Source organism: Candidatus Pseudoscillospira sp. SGI.172, from assembly GCF_050313575.1.
In the GTDB taxonomy this organism is placed as follows: Bacteria; Bacillota; Clostridia; order Oscillospirales; family Oscillospiraceae; genus Vermiculatibacterium.
In genome coordinates, this window is sequence record NZ_JBNPLQ010000008.1 from 42150 (window position 1) to 58837 (window position 16688).

A 16688-nucleotide genomic window follows, 5' to 3' on the forward strand; every position below is an offset into this window, starting at 1 on the left:
GATGCGCTATAAAAGGATATACCCCGCCGCCATCTGTTACTGTATCTCGTTGGTGTTTTTGGCCTTCGTGCTGGATTCGCCCGCCCATATCTGGGAGGGCATGCAGAAGATCATTTTCATGGAGGACTCCCTCATCACCGACTACATTGAGCTGGCAGGGATCGGCGCCGCCTTCATCAACTCCGCTCTGGTCATCCTCGCCACGCTGCTGATCATCTGGCTGGTAAAAGATCCGCTCAACGGATACACCATTGTCACGCTGGGCCTGATGGGCGGATTCTCCCTGTTCGGCAAAAACATCTTCAACATCTGGCCGATCATTCTGGGTTCCTTCCTCTATGCCCGTTTCCGGCGGGAACCCTTCGTCAAATACTCCAACGTCTCTTTGCTGGCCACCTCGCTGGCCCCAGTGGTCAGCTTTGTATGCTTCTCCGGCGGTGTGTCGGGCTTTTTTGTGGGGATCATGCTGGGCGTCTGCATCGGTTTCCTGCTGCCTTCCCTGTCCGCCTATACCTACCGCATCCAAAACGGCATGAACCTCTACAACATGGGTTTTGCCTGCGGCCTGGTGGCCATGATGCTGGTCCCCGTGATGAGCTCCATGGGCCACGCGCCCACCACCGCCTATTACTGGGCAAAAGGCTACAACTTTACGCTGGGGATCTTTATGGCGCTGCTGTGCGGCACATTTATTCTGGCCGGCTTCTTCTTCTGCGGCCGCCCCCCCTGGGCCGCATGGGCCGGTTACCGGCACCTGCTGAAAGACAGCGGTCGGGCCCCCAGCGACTTTCTTCGTACTTACGGCGCCGCTCCGGTACTCATCAATATGGGTGTGAACGGCCTGATCGGCGTACTTTACATCCTGGTCATCGGCGGCGATCTGAACGGCCCAACCCTGGGCGGCATTTTTACCATCATCGGCTTTTCCGCCTACGGAAAACACTGCCGCAATATCACCCCCATCATGCTGGGAGTCGTGATCGGCGGACTCACCATGCAGTGGAACATCAACGACAGCTCCGTTCAGTTGGCCGGCCTCTTCTGCACCACTCTGGCCCCCATCGCGGGCTGTTTCGGCTGGCCCTTCGGCGTACTGGCCGGATTTCTTCACTCCTCCGTGGTGCTCCACGCCGGTACTCCCGTGGAGGGTATCAACCTCTACAACAACGGCTATTCCGGCGGTCTCATCGCCATCGTCCTCTATCCCACCATCACGGCCATCATCCGTCACCGCCGCCCGGTGCTTCAGGACGAGGATTACTTCGACACCTTCGAGCACGACGAGCCCATCACTCCGGCCGCCCAGTCCAAAAAATAGCGGCTTTGTGCCCGCAAATCAAAAAGTCCCCAAAACGGAGTGGACTCCGTTTTGGGGACTTTTTTTGCAAGGGACCTACAACATTTCCACCACCCGATCACAGAGTCGGGCCAGTTCCGGCACATGGCCTGTGAGCAGCATTGGCCGGCTTAGAGATCGCATCCGCGCTAAAATGCGCTCCGCCCGGGCCAGGTCCACCCCGGCGAAGGGTTCGTCCAGGAGGTAGACCGCCCCGCTCAGCGCCAGGGCCCGGGCCAGAGCCAACCGTCGGGCCATGCCGCCGGAAAGCTGAGCCGGACGCAGCTCTGCCGCCTCTGTGAGCTCAGTCAGGGCCAGAAACTCCGCCGCCCGGCCAGCCTCCGCCTTGGGGAGCACATCCTCTATCTGCTGCCGGACAGTCCGCCAGGGAAAAAGGCGATCCTCCTGAAACAGGAGCACCGCCCGACCCGGCAGGGAGACCTCTCCGCTCTCGGGGGTGGAAAGCCCCGCCAGCACGCGCAGAAGGGTGGTCTTGCCGCGCCCCGACGCTCCGGAGAGAAACGTGAGCCCAGTCTCGGGTACCGAGAGGTTAAAGTGGTCTAAAACCAGCTTTTCTCCATAACGAACTGTTATATCTCTCGCTCGGATCACCTTTCGTATCCCCTCCTCCACCGGTGGAGGGCCCATTTCAGGACTCCCTCGACCGCCAGGCTCATGAGAACGATCACCACGGTCCACGCTACTACGCCGGCGGTATCCAGATAGGCCTTGGCGCTCTGGAGGCCGGTCCCGGCCGCCCAGCGGGGCTGGCAGAGCACCTCCGCCGCCACGCCCGACTTCCAGGCCAGCCCCAGGGCCGTCTCCCATCCGGCGGTCAACGCAGGAGCCGCGGCGGGAAGATAGACCAGGCGAAGGGTCTTGGCCCGGCCGAAACGATAGGCTCCCGCCAACTCCAGCAAAAGGGGATCGGCGGCGGCAATGCCCTGCCGGGCGGAACGCCAGACCACCGGCAGCGCCATGAGGGCGGCCACCGCCACCGGAACCCGGGCCGTAGGAAGGGAAAAGTAGAGCAGAAGAATAAAGGAGACCACCGGAACCGTCCGCACCGCCCGAAGGGCGGGGGAAAACAGCCGGTCGCACCACCGGGAGGCGGCGGTGGCCGCCCCCAGCGCCGTGCCCAGGACCGCCCCCACGCCAAAACCCGCCAGAATACGCAGCAGTGTGGCGGCGGCGGCGCGCCAGAAATCCCCCGTCCCCGCCAAGGTGGCCAGGGAGCGGGCCACTGCCTCCGGTGCGGGGAGGATCAGCTCCTTCCCCACCCAGCGGGCCGTCAGCTCCCACACCAGGAACCAGAAAAGCAGGGGCAGCCCCACATTCTGCAGCTTCTCCCTCATGTTTTACGCGTCTGCGCCGAAATAGAACGCCCCGTCAGGGATGGAGCCGCCGATGGAGGCCGGATCCGCGGCAAAGAGGACCTCGTAGTAGCCCTGGATCCCGGCGATCATGTCGTCTCCGGTGATAAAGCAAAGGTTGGCGTCGGGCAGGGCCTTCTTGGCCACAGCGGCCTTGGGAACGATGCCGTAGGTCTCGGCCAGGGCGGAGGCGTCGTCCAGATTGGCCTTATCAGACATATAGGCGATGGAGGCGCCGTACTCCTCCAGGAAGGCCTTGACCGCCTCAGGGTGTTCCTGAACAAAGGCCGTCCGGGCCACCACGCAGCCCATGGTGAGCACACCTTCGGCGCCGGATTTCTCCCACTCGTCGGTCAGGCTCACCGCTTTGCGCACGTCGGCGTTCTGCATCAGCACACTGGTGGCGGCAGGCACGGGGAGCATGCACAGGTCGATCTCCCCGGAGGCCATGAGAGTGGTGAGCTCATCGCTGGCCTTCCACTCCACCGTCACGTCCTTTCCCGGCTCCAGGCCGTTCTGACGCAGGAGGTAGTTGAGGACATACTCGGGATTGGCTCCCTGGCCTGTGGCGTAGACGGTCTTGCCCGCCAGATCCGCCATGGAGTGCACCGCATCTCCCTTCTCCAGCAGGTAGAGGACTCCCAGCGTGTTGAGGGCCAGGAGCTGAACGCCCCCATCCGTCTTGTGGTACAGAGTGGAGGCCAGGTTGGTAGGTACGGCGGCGATGTCAAAAGGCTCCTCTGCGCGGGACAGGCCGGCCACTGCCTCGGTGGGCTCCGCCAGAACGCTGAAGGTATAGTGATTGACGGCCTCGCCCGCCTCGTTCTCCGCCATCAGCTTGGCGGCGCCCAGCCCGGTGGGGCCTTTGAGCACGGCCACACTCACATCTTCTCCCACAGGGGCGGGGGTGGCTGCCGGCGTCGGCTCGGCTGTGGGGGCAGGGGTCGGGTCGGCCTGCTTGGAGCCGCAGGCGGCCAACAGGGACAAACTGAGTGCGAGGGCCAAAAGTCGCTTCTTTTTCATAGCACAACTTCCTTTCTAAACTGTCATTCAGTCTACTCAATGAGTAGGGTATTGTCAAGAGGGAGGGACCTTTTTCCACACCGGGCATAAAATGGAGCAGCCAAGAAAGGAGGTTTTTGAAATGACCAGGCGCGACAGCCGTACATATCGAACCGCCGCCAGAGCTCACTCCAAGGTTCTGGCCGCCCAGCGCGAGCTGGAGCTGGAAGAAGAGGAGCCCATGCGCCGCTATGTCTTTTCCATCCCGCAGCCGGAACCGGGCATATGCCCCCACTCATCCGAGGGTGCCTCGGCAGCCATGACGCAGGCGCTGGAACAGCTTGCCTGCCAAAATCAGCTTCTCGTAGACCTGCTGGGGGCGGTCAACTCCCTCACTGCGGCTCTGCTGTGTAAAAAGACACCCTAGCCATCCGTTTTACAATTTTCTTATTTTTTTCATTCTGCCTTGCTTCCCCCGTCAAAACTGGCTATACTGAACCATGTCTGTTACCAAAGACGGAAAGGGGAACCTGACCCGTGTCATCCAGTCCACGAAAGAAGAAACGCTCCTCCGGCCCCCGGCGGCTGGCCAAGGTGCTTTATCGGACCCTGGTGGTCCTCTCCGCCGGCGTCGTGATCCTCTGGGCCGGCTGGAAACTGGCCTCCCGCCGGCCCTCCACCGCCGACCCTCCACCCCAATCCTCCTCCGCCGTTACCGACGACCCCGGCACCGAGGAGAATGAGAGCCAGGGCCTCACCCGAAAAGACGGCACCTGGACTTTCCTGCTGGCCGCCGAGGATCAGGTCAGCGGGAGTACGGACACCATCATGGTGTGCACTTACGACACTGTCAACCAGAAGATCGGTCTGGTCTCTGTCCCCCGGGATACACTGGTGGACCGGGATGGGTGGAAATATCACAAGATCAACGCCGCCTATCCCAACGGCAACATCGCCAATCCTCCCGACGGCGGCATTTTGGATCTGAAGGACGCCGTCAGCGAGGTCCTGGGCATCCCCATCGACCACTATGTGCTGGTGGACACCGAGATCTTCGTGGAGGTCGTGGACGAGGTGGGCGGCGTGGACTTCGACGTACCCGTCCACATGAGCTATGATGCCCCTGACCAGGACCTTCATATCCACTTTGAGCCCGGCCTTCAGCACCTGACGGGCCAGCAGGCTCTGGAGGTGGTGCGCTGCCGGAAGAATTCCGACGGGCCCGGGCGCTACCCCCACAACATCTACGACGCCTACCCTGACGCCGACATCGGCCGTACCCGCACCCAGCAGAACATGGTCAAGGCCATCGCCAGGAAGGTCCTCTCCAATCCTCAGAAGTTGGGCAGCTACATTGAAATCTTCTCCCGGTATGTCAAGACCGACCTCTCTTTGGGCAATCTGCTCTGGTTTGCCGACCCCGCCCTGGGCTTCGACTTTGCCGACCTCACCACAGCCACCCTGCCGGGAGACGGCACCGCCACTTACCGGGGAACCGAAGCCTGCTACGCGCTGGATGTGGAGGAAAGCCTGAAGATCATCAACTCCTGCCTCAACCCCTATACCACCGATGTCACCCGGGATATGGTCCGCATGATCCAGGGAGATTGAACACCGCGAGGCCGCCGCGCGCCGGGGATCTTCCCGTGCGAGGCCGCCTCGTTCCGCCTCCGGCCCGCCCCCTTACCCCAGCAGGTCCGGCCCGGGCAGGTCCATCTGCCGTTTCCGATCCGCCGACCAGGCCAGCTTTGCAGCCAGAGCCGCCCGGTCTCCGGAGGCCACTGCCTCCCGGTAGGCGCTCAGATTGCCGATGAGGGTGTCCAGGCACCCCACCAGCGCCGGAGCGTTCAGAGAAAAAAGCTGCGTCCACAGCCCCACGTCCAGCGCCGCCACACGGGTACAGCCCCGGAAGGAGCTGCCCTCATAGCCCTTACAGGCAAACAGGCTGGGATCGTCGCACACCGACACGGCGATGATGTGCATCATCTGACTGGTGTAGGCCAGAATGGCGTCGTGGACCTCGGGTGTGGTGCGCACGACATCCTGGCAGCCGATCCGCTCGGCCAGCCGCTCCATGAGCGACAGATGCTCTGGAGTACTGGTCTCCCGAGGCGTCAGGATGAAATGGGAGTCCCGGAACATCCCGGCAAAGGCGTGCTCCACTCCGGAAAATTCTGTTCCCGCCATGGGATGACAACCGATGAAGTCCACTCCCTCGGGCAGGCACTCCGCCGCGGCCATCACGGCGGATTTCACGCCGCACACGTCGGTAACCAGGCACCCGGGCTTGAACTGGTCCCGATGCCGCTCCAGAAAGTCCAGGATCCCCTGAGGATGGAGGGCCAGCATCACCACATCCGCCCCCTCCACCGCCTCCGCGGCGTTTTCGGTGACCTCGTCGGCCACGCCGTGCTCCCGGGCAAAGCGGAGGGTGGGCTGGGACACATCCACACCCACGATCCGAAATCCCTCAAACCCCTTCAGGGCCAGTGCCATGGACCCGCCGATCAGGCCAAGCCCCACCACCACAAATTTTTTCTCCACTGCCGCTTCCTCCCCGCTTCCGATCCTTTCGTGCTACATCGTGCGTCCCACGCACTCGGCCACTCTGCGGGCCTTCTCCATCAGCGCGCTGAACTGGGGCGGCGTGATGGACTGCTGCCCGTCGCACAGGGCGTGGATAGGGTCGTTGTGCACCTCGATGATCAGGCCGTCCGCCCCCGCGGCGATGGCCGCCAGGCTCATGCGTTCCACCATCCAGGCCTGGCCCCCCGCATGAGAGGGATCCACCATCACCGGCAGGTGGGACTGCCGCTTCACCGCCATGACGGCGGACAGATCCAGCGTATTGCGGGTGAAGGTCTCAAAGGTGCGGATGCCGCGCTCACAGAGAATAACGTTGGGATTGCCTCCCGCCAGAATGTACTCTGCGGACATGAGCCACTCCTCGATGGTGGCCGAAAGGCCCCGCTTGAGGAGAATGGGCTTGTTGAGTTTTCCCAGGCGCTTGAGCAGATCAAAGTTCTGCATGTTCCGGGCCCCCACCTGAATCACATCCACATGCTCGGCGAAGTAGTCGATGTCGTCGGTGGACATAAGCTCGGTGACAATGGGCAGTCCGGTGGCCGCCCGGGCCTTCTCCAGCAGATCCAGCCCCTGGTAGCCCATCCCCTGAAAGGAGTAGGGCGAGGTGCGGGGTTTGAAGGCGCCCCCCCGGAGAGCTGCCGCCCCGGCGCCTTGCACCGCCCGGGCAATGCCGGTGATCTGGGTCTCGCTCTCCACCGAGCAGGGCCCGGCCACCACCAGCAGTTTGTTTCCGCCCACCGCCGTGCCGGGCACGATCTCCACCACGGTGTCATCCGGGTGGTACTTTCGATTGGCCTTCTTATAGGGCTCGCTGACCCGCATGACCCGCTCCACACCGGGAAGGGCCTCCATCTTTTCCACATCAATGTTCTGCGCGTTGCCCTCGGCGCCCAGGATGGTGGTCTCGCTGCCCCGGGAGATCATGACTTTGACCCCGCCGTTCCTCATCTCCTGAATGGCGTGGTCCAGTTCCGCCTGGGTAAAGCCCTGCTTCATAATGACGACCATGATGATTTCTCTCCTTCTTTAACGGTTTTCACATCAAAAAACGCGGCGGCCCAAATCGGGCTGCCGCGTCCTCTTCTCACGCAACGACAGATCCGGTTATGGGCATGGCAAAAAACCGCTATCATAATAGCGGTAGGAATCGCAATAGCCGTGCCAAAGCCCAAAATTCACGATCTGTCACCTGCTTTCCGTGGTTTACTTTAGCGCTTTTTTGTACGAAAGTCAAGTGTTTTTTTGCTTGTAATTTCAGAGAAATATGATATGATATATATCATACAAAAAAAGCAGGATTTAGGAGGACACTCCATGAAGATTTCCACAAAAGGGCGTTATGCCCTGCGGCTGATGCTGGACATCGCCCTCACCAGCTCCGGCCAGCCCGTCCCTCTGCGGGATGTGGCGGAACGGCAGGACATTTCCGATAAATATCTGGAACAGATCGTCACTCAGCTCAGCCGGGCCGGGCTGGTGCGCAGCGTCCGGGGCGCCGGAGGCGGCTATCTGCTGACCCGCGCTCCGGAGGAATACACCGTGGGAGAGATCCTGCGGGTTCTGGAGGGCAGCCTGGCGCCCGTTGTCTGTGCCGAGGAGGGCTGTACCTGCGATCGGATCGATCAGTGCGTCACCGTGGAAGTGTGGACCAAGATCCGCCAGGCGGTGAATCAGGTGGTGGACGGTATGACTTTGGGCGACCTGGTGACCCGCTATCAGGAAAAGTGTGGGCCCTCCGCCTGACGCAGTCCCGGCAAAGAGAAATTTCAAAAGCGACCGCCCCAGCGGAGATGATCCGTTGGGGCGGTCGCTTTTCAGTCAAATGGAAAAACGGCTCACTTTTGAAACAGCTCGGTGGACAAATAGCGCTCTCCCGTGTCGGGCAGCACCGCCACGATGGTCTTGCCCCGGAACTCCGGGCGCTGCGCCAGCGCCCGGGCGGCATAGGCGGCCGCCCCGGAGGAGATGCCGCACAGCAGCCCCTCGGTCCGGACCAGCTCCCGCCCGGCTGCCAGGGCAGCCTCACCGGGCACGGTGAGGACTTCGTCCACCACACCGCGGTCAAAGTTCTCCGGCACAAAGTTGGCGCCGATCCCCTGGATCTTGTGGGGGCCGGCCTTCCCTCCGGAGAGGATAGGAGACTCGGCAGGCTCCACCGCCATCACCTTCACGCCGCTCTTGCGCTCCTTGAGGTAGCGTCCCGCACCGCAGAGCGTGCCGCCGGTACCTACCCCGGCCACCAGCACATCCACTCCGCCGTCGGTATCCCGCCAGATCTCGGGGCCGGTGGTCTCGTAGTGGGCCCTGGGGTTGTCCGGATTGCCGAACTGATCCGGGATCCACGCCCCAGGCAGATCAGCGGCCAGACGCTTGGCCTCGCTGACCGCCCCTGCCATCCCCTCGGCGGCCGGGGTGAGCACCAGCTCGGCACCCAGGGCGGAGAGCAGGTTCCGCCGCTCCAGACTCATGGACTCCGGCATCGTAAGGATGACCCGGTAGCCCCGCAGCACCCCGATGTAAGCCAGGCCCACACCGGTGTTGCCGCTGGTGGGTTCCACAATGACCCCGCCCGGGGTCAGCTTTCCGGTGCGCTCCGCCCCGTCGATCATATAGAGGGCCGCCCGGTCCTTGGCGGAGGAGAGGGGATTCATGCACTCCAGCTTGGCCAGCACATTCCCGTCCGGCGCAAAGCGTCCCAGGCACAGAAGCGGGGTGTTTCCGATCAGGTCGGTCAGAATGGAAGCAGTGTTCATTTTAATTCCCATCTTTCTTGTAGGTTTTTTGCATTTTACTCCATTCCGCATCTTTTGTCAACCTCATTTTCTAACCGAAGCAAACCCGCACGGCCCAGGAGGCCGCCAGGAAGGCGGCAATATCGGCACACAGAGCTGCCGGGACGGCGTAACGCGTCTTGGAGACCCCGGCGGCGCCGAAATAGACGGCAATGGTGTAGAAGGTGGTCTCAGTGGAACCCAGCATAACGGCGGCGGTACGCCCCACTGTGGAATCAGCCCCATAGGTGGAGATGAGCTCTGCCCCTACTCCCAGTGCGGCGTTGCCGCTCACCGGCCGCACCAGCAGCAGTCCAACCGTCTCAGGCGGCACTCCCAGTCGGGTGAGCAGCGGCTCCAGCAGCCGGCCCGCCAGCTCCAGCACACCGGAGGCACGGAGCATATACACCGCCGTCATCAGCCCCACCATGGCCGGAATGATCTTCACCAGAACGCCCAATCCCTCTCCCGCCCCCTGGACCAGTCCGTCGTACACGTCCACCCGGTGGGCCATTCCCCAGAGGGCCACAAAAGCGATGAGGAGGGGCACCACCATATCGAAAAGAAGATCCATCCCTATTCCCTCCACACACTGCCCATAAGTTTGGCCGCCAGGATCCCCACCAATACCGAGATCCCGGAGGCCAGCCATACCGCGGGCAAAATATCAAACGGCGCGGCGCACCCCGCCGCCAGCCGCACTCCGGCCACCGTGGTGGGGATGAGCTGGATGGAGGCGGTATTGCAGACCACCAGCATACACAGACTGTTCGAAGCTTTTCCCGGCGTCCGCCTGGCCATCCGGCGGGCCGCCTGAATGCCCAGCGGCGTTGCCGCGTTGCCCAGTCCCAGCAGATTGGCCGAGACATTGGCTGAAACGGCATCCATGGTCTCCCGATCATTTTTGAAGTCGGGATAGAGCCGGCACAGAATGGGGCGCAGCAGCCGGGAAAGCCCCGCTGCCAAACCGGAGCGCTTCATCACCTCCATGACCCCCATCCACAGGCACATCACCCCCGCCATGGTAAGGCAGAGCTGGATGGCAGCGGCGGCTCCCTCTACTGCGGCAGCCGCCACTGCCGATCCATTTCCAGACCAAAGTCCGTATACCACGGACACAACGACCATTCCAGTCCAAATCCAAGACATTGCCATTGCTTTTCCCTCCTGTCCCTCCAACCTATGCACCGGTGGGCCAAGCTATACCAATGCCTTTTCTCGACTGATTTCCAGTTATTTGAAATTATATCTAATATTTTCTTCTAAATTTTCCAAATTTTGATTGACAAATTAACATCCTATGTTATAATTACGTTAAGATTTTCAGAAACAAATATCAAAGGAGATAGAACTGTGAAATCAACCGGAATCGTTAGAAAAGTAGATGAGTTGGGGCGTATCGTGCTCCCAATCGAGCTGCGCCGCACTTTGGACATTGAGGAAAAGGACTCCCTGGAGATCTATGTGGACGGCTCGTCCATCGTTCTTCGGAAGTATCAGCCTGCCTGCGTCTTTTGCGATGACGCCAGCGATGTGATCAACTACAAGGGTAAGACCATTTGCAGGAACTGCCTGCGGGAGTTGGGTGCGCTGTAATCTTTTGCTCAGGATCCAAGGGGCCGAACGCCGTTTTGCGGCGGCCCTCTCTTTGTGCCATGGTCATTCCGCCACAGCAGGCCGTTCCTGCGTTTCGGCTCAGCCTTTCCGAAAAAGGTGCGGACATTGCTTCAAAAGCAATGTCCGCACCTTTCTACATTTTTCCCCATCTTTCGACGTTTTAATACAAAACCTCTATCTCTCCTTGATAGCCGCCGCATACAGCTCGTTCCGGGTCAGGCCCAACTCTTTAGCCGCCTGTTTAACTGCGTCTTTCCGGGAAAGCCCCCCACTCTGAAGGTCCCCCACCCGCTCCAGCCCCTGCCCGATAGTCGCTCCTTCTGTCTCTATATGGCGGACACCCTCCACCACCAGCACAAACTCGCCCCGGGGCGCTTGCGTCCGATAGCGCTCCACCGCCCCGGCCAGTGTGGTCCGGTCGACCTCCTCATGGAGCTTGGTCAATTCCCGGCAGAGAGAGACACGCCGATCCCCACCGAAGGCCGCCGCCAGATCTTCCAGCGTAGCGGACAGCTTGTGCGGCGCCTCATAAAAGATCATGGTCCGCTCCTCGGCCGCCAGCGTGTCCAGCAGGGCGCGGCGGTTTTTCCGGTTCATGGGCAGGAATCCCTCAAATGTAAAGCGGGCCGTGGGAAGCCCCGAAACAGCCAGAGCGGTGATGAGCGCGCAGGGGCCCGGGACGGCCACCACCTCCACTCCGTTTTCCGCGCACAGCGCCACCAGGTCCTCTCCGGGATCGCTGACCGCCGGTGTCCCGGCGTCGGTGACCAGAGCCCCGTTCTCCCCGGCCAGCAGGCGATCCAGCACCTGCCGGCCGGCTTCCGCCGTGTTGTGCCGGTAGTAACTCATGAGACTTTTCTTCAGTCCCATATGGTTGAGCAGCCGCAGGGTCACACGGGTGTCCTCGGCGGCAATAAAATCCACTTCCCCCAGCGTCTCCGCCATCCGGCGGGAGATGTCTCCCAAATTTCCGATGGGGGTGGGGACCAGATACAGCGTTCCGGCCATCCAAAGGGCCTCCTTTTCAAATCAGATCGGGCAGGACCGTCAGACCGGGCCTGCCGCCCTTCACGCCCTCGGCCAACACTGCGTAAGGCAGCTTGTCCGGGGCATGGCGGCAAAATTGGAGCCGTTTGGGCTCCAATCCGGCATCCTGCAGAGCGGCCAGCACTCCGGCGAGCCGCTCCGCCCGGTGGACCAGCGCGAAGCGGCCCTTCCCCCGGAGCGCGCCCGCCGCGGTCCGGCATAGCTGCGGCAGTGTGCAGCCTTCCTCCATCCGGCCCGGGCCTCCCAGGCCCCCGGAGCCAGCCGGATACCAGGGTGGATTGGAAATCACCAGATCCACACCCCTGGGCAGCGGTACCTCCCGCAGGTCCCCGGTGAGGATGCGCCCCTCCAGGGCATTTTCAGCCAGATTCCCCCGGGCCGTTTCCCCGGCTTCCGGATCAAGTTCCACCCCCGTGAGGGTCAACCCCTCCTCCCGCCGGGCACAGAGCAGCAGTAAAAGCCCTGCCCCGCAGCCCAGGTCCAGAACAGAGTCTCCCCGACGAAGCGTGCAGAACTCCCCTAAAGCCAGACTGTCCCCGCCCAGCGGAAAGCATGTTTCCGTCCAGCGGTAGCGGAAACGCCCCAGGCGCTCTTCGCCGCCCCTCACAGACGCCCCGCCAGGCGACGCACGATACGGGCGGTGAGTCCCCAGATCGGCCGGTTTTCCCAAAACCAGACCGGAACCTCAAACGCCCCCTCCCGCCAGGAATATCCCTCGGGGAAGCCCAGTGCGGCAGAGGGAAAGTCCTCCGGCGGCACGGTGACCACCGCGCAGCGGTAGACTTCAGGCGGTGTGCGGCGGAAAAAGTCCAGGGGAACGGTAAAGACCTCCTGCACCTCTGCGGGAGAAGGGTGAATCGCCTCCCGCCAACCGGAGTTCAGGCGGGCCAGAACAGGCTCCGTCCAGAATCCAGACGCGTGGCGCTCCCGCCCGAGAGCCGGGCCAAGCTCCACAAAGGATGCCCCCAACCCCAGCTCCTCCTCCGTCTCCCGAAGGGCCGCCCCAGCAGGATCTTCCCCCAGCTCGATGGCGCCGCCCGGAAAACAGACCTCCCCGGGCTGTGTCCGCAGCGAGGCCGCGCGCACTTCAAAGAGAAGCGAGAGCTCCCCGTGCTCTTCCACCACAGGCACCAGAACAGCATAGCTCTGCTGCTGTTTTCCCGTGCCGCTTTTTTGGGCCAGACGGTCCGTCAGTTCTCCATAGGTCATAAAGCCTCCAAAATGCCGTTTAGTTTTTCATAAAATTGCCCGACGTGAATCCCGTCCAGCAGGCGGTGATTTAACTCCAGAGACAGGGAGAGCATCTCCCGCCCGTCCCCGTCCGGCATATATTTCCCCCAGCTTGCCCGCGGGATGGAATCCCAAGGCGTCAAATCCCGCTCATTGGAAAGTGCGGTAATGGGAAGCCAGGGCAGAGAGGTAAAATAGATCAGTTGATCCTCCGGCCAGAGTCCCTGGGGCAGGAACTCCTTCTGTGTGCGGCTGGCCGCCCGGGCTTTGCGGCAAAACGCCTCCATGTCCGCTCCCGCCTCCATCGTCACGATATAAAAATCTTCACTCCCCGGTCGAAGATCGGTAAAGCTGGGCACCAAGGTATCATGGCGGATAATGCTCCCTTCCCGGTCCTTGTAGTGGAATGCCTCCACCCCATCCATTGCCTGTGTGACCGCATGGACCATGGCATAGTAAAAGGACACGCCCCGCCGACGGCACCACCGATGAAGCCCCGTCACATCAACTGGAAAAGTCACCGACCAGAAGGGCCAGGCCAGACCGGCGAAAAATTCATAACGTTCCTTCCGCGGCCAGCTTTCCCGATCCACCACCGTCACATTCCATTCCTCCCCAAGTGACCAGACACAGTATAGCACGAAGGCAACCTGAAAAGCAACCGCGATCCGTCCCGCGTGTGCCGGGCGAAATGAGGCCCCACAGACTTCCGGTACCGCCGAAAATCTATGGGGCCTGAATGCTCCGGCAAACGCCCTGTCAAAGGTCATTCCCGGCTCAGCCGTCTTCTTTCTCCTTTTTATCCCCGAAGGACAGATAGACCCCCGCTGCCGCCAGTGAGAAGGCCACTGCCAAAATGCCCACCGTCACAGTTGGGTTCGCGGCTTCTGCCACGGAGCCGGTCTGAGGAAGATTTCCCAGAGGAATCGCCTCGTCAATGATCTCGATCTCCTCTTCCGGGAGAGTGGCCGGCTCGGAAGCCAGGGGCACCTTCTCCTCCTCAATGATCCCTTCCGGCAAAGAGCCTTCCGGAACCGGCTCCTCGGTTAGGATCACCTCGGGCGGCACGGTCGGCGCCGTCGGAGGCTGGGGAGTGGGCCTGACAGACGGACCTGGATCGGAATCCTTGGAGGAAGGGGTCACCGTGGGTGCCGGATCCGGAGTCGCTGTCGTCTCAGGGTCCGGGGTCACCGTCGTCTCGGGGGCCGGGGTCACCGTCGTCTCAGGGTCCGGGGTCACCGTCGTCTCGGGGTCCGGGGTCACCGTCGTCTCGGGGTCCGGGGTCACCGTCGTCTCGGGGTCCGGGGTCACCGTCGTCTCAGGATCCGGGGTCACCGTCGTCTCGGGGGCCGGGGTCACCGTCGTCTCGGGGTCCGGGGTCACCGTCGTCTCGGGGGCCGGGGTCACCGTCGTCTCGGGGTCCGGGGTCACCGTCGTCTCGGGGTCTGGGGTCACCGTCGTCTCGGGGTCCGGGGTCACCGTCGTCTCGGGGGCCGGGGTCACCGTCGTCTCAGGGTCCGGGGTCACTGTCGTCTCGGGGGCCGGGGTCAACGTCGTCTCAGGGGCCGGGGTCACTGTTGGATCGTCAAAAGAAAATCCTCCATAGTAAAAATGGCTGATCTTTCCGGCATCGCTCAGCAGATAGACTTCCCCATCCACTTCTGCCGCATAATAGGTTCCGGCATTATTCTCCTCCACAGGAAATGGTCCCTCTCCGGAAACAAAATATGCCTTTTTGCCAGGCGAAAGCTGCACACTGGAGGTGGTAATCGCGCTCCATAGAGCAGCCTGCTCCTCTGATGAAAGCTCCTCCGGCGTCCAGATCAAACTCCAAGGCCCTTGCTTGACAGCCAAAAAAGTGTGGCCGGAAGCCGCAATTCCAAGCCATTCTCCCGACTCATCCTTTGAGAAAAAGCCTGTTTCTTCATCCCTCGTAAACTTTTCGGCATCCTTGGTTGCAAGCTGATCCTGATCTGTCAGTCCTTCGCTATTTGCCATTGCCGCCAGAGGCAGCAAGGCAGTCATCAGCATAACAGTAAGCAACAAAGCCAGCCCGCGTTTACAGGTCTTCTTTTCTCTCATACTGTTTCACCCCTCATCCCATCTAGATCCCATAAGGTTCTTTTGTTCCTTCAGTATAGGTATTTGGGGTTACATTACAGTAATTTTTAAAATCTTTCATTGCCCCTTTTTCCGTTTTGTGCTCACTCCCCTGAAAACGCAAAAAAGCGGCGAAGATTTCTCTTCGCCGCTCTCCAAATTCAGCTATGTAATTCTTCTCAAGCCATATCAATCTGTGCCATGGAACTGTGGCGGATCGGCTTCCACTCCACCTTCTGGAACAGGGCCGCAACAGAGATGGGGACATAAGTCAGCATGAACAGCGGGAACGTGACCAGATACGCCAGCTTCTGCCAGGACGAGGCACGGATAGCTTTCCATTCACTGACCACTGTGAGGACTCCATACAGGAACATCCCGAGATAGAAGTTAATCAGCCACTCCATCAGGAAGTGCCCCGTCAGAGACAGCACACGTCCCACCACAAAGGTCGGCGCAGACACGCAGGCCAACAGGATCAGGCCGTTGAGCGCACCGCCCAGCACCGCCAGCAGCATTCCCGGAGCGATAGTCATGAAAATATCATAACAGCCCAGGCCCCGGCGACCGCCCCGGAGAATTCCGCGGAGAAGGGGAAGCGCATAACTCCTGTCCACCTGATAAAAGCCCTTGGACCAGCGCATCCGCTGATCCCACGACTGGCGGAAGGTCGTGGGCTGCTCGTCATAGACCACGGCCCCGCCGCAGTAGCCGATGCGGTGGCCGTCCGCGGCGCACGCGGCGGAGAACTGGATATCCTCCGTAAGCAGGTGGTAAGGCCAGCCGCCCTTTTCTTTGATGATGCGCGCAGAGACAAGAAACCCCGTACCGGAGATGTGGCAGTTGGTGCCCAGCGCCATCCGGGGTGCGTTGAGGAAGCGGGCCTCCCGCAAAAACCAGATGGAATAGCCGGCGGTGATCCAGTTCTGACCAAAATTCTTGGAGTTGCGGTAACAGGTGATGGCATCCAGTCCGCCCCGGTCAAAGGTGCGGTTCATCTCGGAGACGAAATTCCCATCCACCAGATTATCGGCGTCAAAGACAAAATAGCCGTCATACCGGTCGGCCAAGCCCTCCGAGGCCAGCCGTTTGAGCAGATAGTCCAGCGCGTAGCCCTTGCCCACTTCGTTGTGGTTGAAGCGGCGATAGACTGTGGCGCCCGCCCGTCCGGCGGCGCCCGCGGTATCGTCGGTACAGTTGTCCGCCACCACATAAATATCCAGCAGTTCCGCCGGATAATTCTGCTGTTTCAGGCTTGCAATGAGTTCCCCGATGACCCCTTCCTCGTTCCGGGCGGAGATCAGCGCGGCATAGCGATGTAGGGTCACGGGCGGACGGCGGTCTTTCCACCTTCTGCGCACCAGCCCCAGCAGCAGATAGCCCATCTGATAGCAGTACAGGATGGCAACGGCCCACCCGATAGCTGCGTTAAAACTCTTCATCAAGAGAATCATACTCATGGGGATCCCTCCCATCTTTATCGTTCTTTTTGCAATCCATATCTTAGTCACCTGGGAATCAATTTGCAAGTGTCAAAACGGAGAATTAAGAGATCGTTAAGAAAATCTTTTTAGTTCATTTATAAGGGACTGTTTCCAGACAGAGTTTCCCTTCTTTTTTCCGCAC

At 61.1% G+C, this 16688-nt stretch carries 19 protein-coding genes; 5 read left to right on the plus strand and 14 right to left on the minus strand.

The window, feature by feature from the left end; all coding sequences use genetic code 11:
- The first annotated feature begins 1 nt into the window (after window position 1).
- Window positions 2-1318 (plus strand): DUF1576 domain-containing protein, encoded by a 1317-nt coding sequence (locus ACQRD3_RS04930; protein WP_080907355.1) that lies wholly within the window; start codon window positions 2-4, stop codon window positions 1316-1318.
- 75 nt (window positions 1319-1393) lie between these two features.
- Here the strand turns inward: ACQRD3_RS04930 and ACQRD3_RS04935 are convergent, their stop codons facing one another.
- From ACQRD3_RS04935 to ACQRD3_RS04945, 3 genes are read right to left on the minus strand one after another with little or no spacing between them, the layout of a single operon-like run.
- Window positions 1394-1948, minus strand: a complete 555-nt coding sequence (locus ACQRD3_RS04935) for an ATP-binding cassette domain-containing protein (protein WP_427780188.1) — start codon at window positions 1946-1948, stop codon at window positions 1394-1396.
- Window positions 1945-2691 (minus strand): ABC transporter permease, encoded by a 747-nt coding sequence (locus tag ACQRD3_RS04940; RefSeq protein WP_427780190.1) that lies wholly within the window; start codon window positions 2689-2691, stop codon window positions 1945-1947. Before ACQRD3_RS04940 ends, ACQRD3_RS04935 begins: the two co-directional genes overlap by 4 nt.
- A gap of 3 nt (window positions 2692-2694) precedes the next feature.
- Window positions 2695-3732 carry an ABC transporter substrate-binding protein gene (locus tag ACQRD3_RS04945; RefSeq protein ID WP_427780192.1) on the minus strand — a complete coding sequence of 346 codons (1038 nt, stop codon included), beginning with the start codon at window positions 3730-3732 and terminating at the stop codon, window positions 2695-2697.
- A 121-nt stretch (window positions 3733-3853) separates the two neighbouring features.
- Between ACQRD3_RS04945 and ACQRD3_RS04950 the strand changes: the two genes are divergently transcribed.
- Both ACQRD3_RS04950 and ACQRD3_RS04955 read left to right on the plus strand, forming a co-directional pair.
- Entirely contained in the window at window positions 3854-4138 is a 285-nt protein-coding gene (locus ACQRD3_RS04950) for a hypothetical protein (protein WP_080907353.1), read from the plus strand.
- 110 nt (window positions 4139-4248) lie between these two features.
- Complete coding sequence (locus ACQRD3_RS04955) at window positions 4249-5322, plus strand: LCP family protein (RefSeq protein ID WP_427780194.1); 1074 nt, start codon at window positions 4249-4251, stop codon at window positions 5320-5322.
- 72 nt (window positions 5323-5394) lie between these two features.
- Here the strand turns inward: ACQRD3_RS04955 and ACQRD3_RS04960 are convergent, their stop codons facing one another.
- Together ACQRD3_RS04960 and aroF are read right to left on the minus strand one after the other, a co-directional pair.
- Complete coding sequence (locus ACQRD3_RS04960; protein WP_080907352.1) at window positions 5395-6255, minus strand: prephenate dehydrogenase; 861 nt, start codon at window positions 6253-6255, stop codon at window positions 5395-5397.
- 33 nt (window positions 6256-6288) lie between these two features.
- Window positions 6289-7305 carry a 3-deoxy-7-phosphoheptulonate synthase gene (gene aroF / locus ACQRD3_RS04965; RefSeq protein ID WP_080907351.1) on the minus strand — a complete coding sequence of 339 codons (1017 nt, stop codon included), beginning with the start codon at window positions 7303-7305 and terminating at the stop codon, window positions 6289-6291.
- Between the two features lie 306 nt (window positions 7306-7611).
- Here aroF and ACQRD3_RS04970 point away from each other — a divergent pair, with 306 nt between their 5' ends.
- Window positions 7612-8040, plus strand: coding sequence for an Rrf2 family transcriptional regulator (locus ACQRD3_RS04970; protein ID WP_080907350.1), 429 nt, complete (start codon window positions 7612-7614; stop codon window positions 8038-8040).
- A gap of 92 nt (window positions 8041-8132) precedes the next feature.
- Here ACQRD3_RS04970 and cysK read toward each other — a convergent pair whose 3' ends face one another.
- The 3 genes from cysK to ACQRD3_RS04985 form a co-directional block, all read right to left on the minus strand.
- Window positions 8133-9050 carry a cysteine synthase A gene (gene cysK / locus ACQRD3_RS04975; protein ID WP_080907487.1) on the minus strand — a complete coding sequence of 306 codons (918 nt, stop codon included), beginning with the start codon at window positions 9048-9050 and terminating at the stop codon, window positions 8133-8135.
- A gap of 70 nt (window positions 9051-9120) precedes the next feature.
- Window positions 9121-9642, minus strand: coding sequence for a nucleoside recognition domain-containing protein (locus ACQRD3_RS04980; protein WP_080907348.1), 522 nt, complete (start codon window positions 9640-9642; stop codon window positions 9121-9123).
- A gap of 2 nt (window positions 9643-9644) precedes the next feature.
- The gene (locus tag ACQRD3_RS04985) at window positions 9645-10223 is read right to left on the minus strand and encodes a spore maturation protein A (RefSeq protein WP_427780197.1); all 579 of its coding nucleotides are present in this window, start codon (window positions 10221-10223) and stop codon (window positions 9645-9647) included.
- A gap of 198 nt (window positions 10224-10421) precedes the next feature.
- Between ACQRD3_RS04985 and ACQRD3_RS04990 the strand changes: the two genes are divergently transcribed.
- Window positions 10422-10664 (plus strand): AbrB/MazE/SpoVT family DNA-binding domain-containing protein, encoded by a 243-nt coding sequence (locus tag ACQRD3_RS04990; RefSeq protein ID WP_080907346.1) that lies wholly within the window; start codon window positions 10422-10424, stop codon window positions 10662-10664.
- Window positions 10665-10859: 195 nt separating this feature from the next.
- Here the strand turns inward: ACQRD3_RS04990 and rsmI are convergent, their stop codons facing one another.
- The 6 genes from rsmI to ACQRD3_RS05020 all read right to left on the minus strand — a co-directional run bounded on the left by rsmI (window position 10860) and on the right by ACQRD3_RS05020 (window position 16522).
- Window positions 10860-11693: a 16S rRNA (cytidine(1402)-2'-O)-methyltransferase gene (gene rsmI, locus ACQRD3_RS04995; protein WP_427780199.1), complete on the minus strand. Its 834-nt coding sequence runs from the start codon at window positions 11691-11693 to the stop codon at window positions 10860-10862.
- Window positions 11694-11709: 16 nt separating this feature from the next.
- A complete protein-coding gene (locus tag ACQRD3_RS05000; RefSeq protein WP_427780200.1) occupies window positions 11710-12339 on the minus strand; it encodes a tRNA1(Val) (adenine(37)-N6)-methyltransferase in 630 nt (209 codons plus the stop codon).
- A complete protein-coding gene (locus tag ACQRD3_RS05005; protein WP_427780202.1) occupies window positions 12336-12941 on the minus strand; it encodes an NUDIX hydrolase in 606 nt (201 codons plus the stop codon). The genes ACQRD3_RS05000 and ACQRD3_RS05005 overlap by 4 nt, the downstream gene beginning before the upstream one ends.
- A complete protein-coding gene (locus ACQRD3_RS05010) occupies window positions 12938-13564 on the minus strand; it encodes a CatA-like O-acetyltransferase (RefSeq protein WP_427780204.1) in 627 nt (208 codons plus the stop codon). Before ACQRD3_RS05010 ends, ACQRD3_RS05005 begins: the two co-directional genes overlap by 4 nt.
- 175 nt (window positions 13565-13739) lie before the next feature.
- On the minus strand, window positions 13740-14660 hold the full coding sequence (locus ACQRD3_RS05015; protein WP_427780206.1) for a hypothetical protein: 921 nt from the start codon (window positions 14658-14660) through the stop codon (window positions 13740-13742).
- Between the two features lie 581 nt (window positions 14661-15241).
- Entirely contained in the window at window positions 15242-16522 is a 1281-nt protein-coding gene (locus ACQRD3_RS05020) for a glycosyltransferase family 2 protein (protein WP_080907340.1), read from the minus strand.
- Window positions 16523-16688 lie beyond the last annotated feature (166 nt).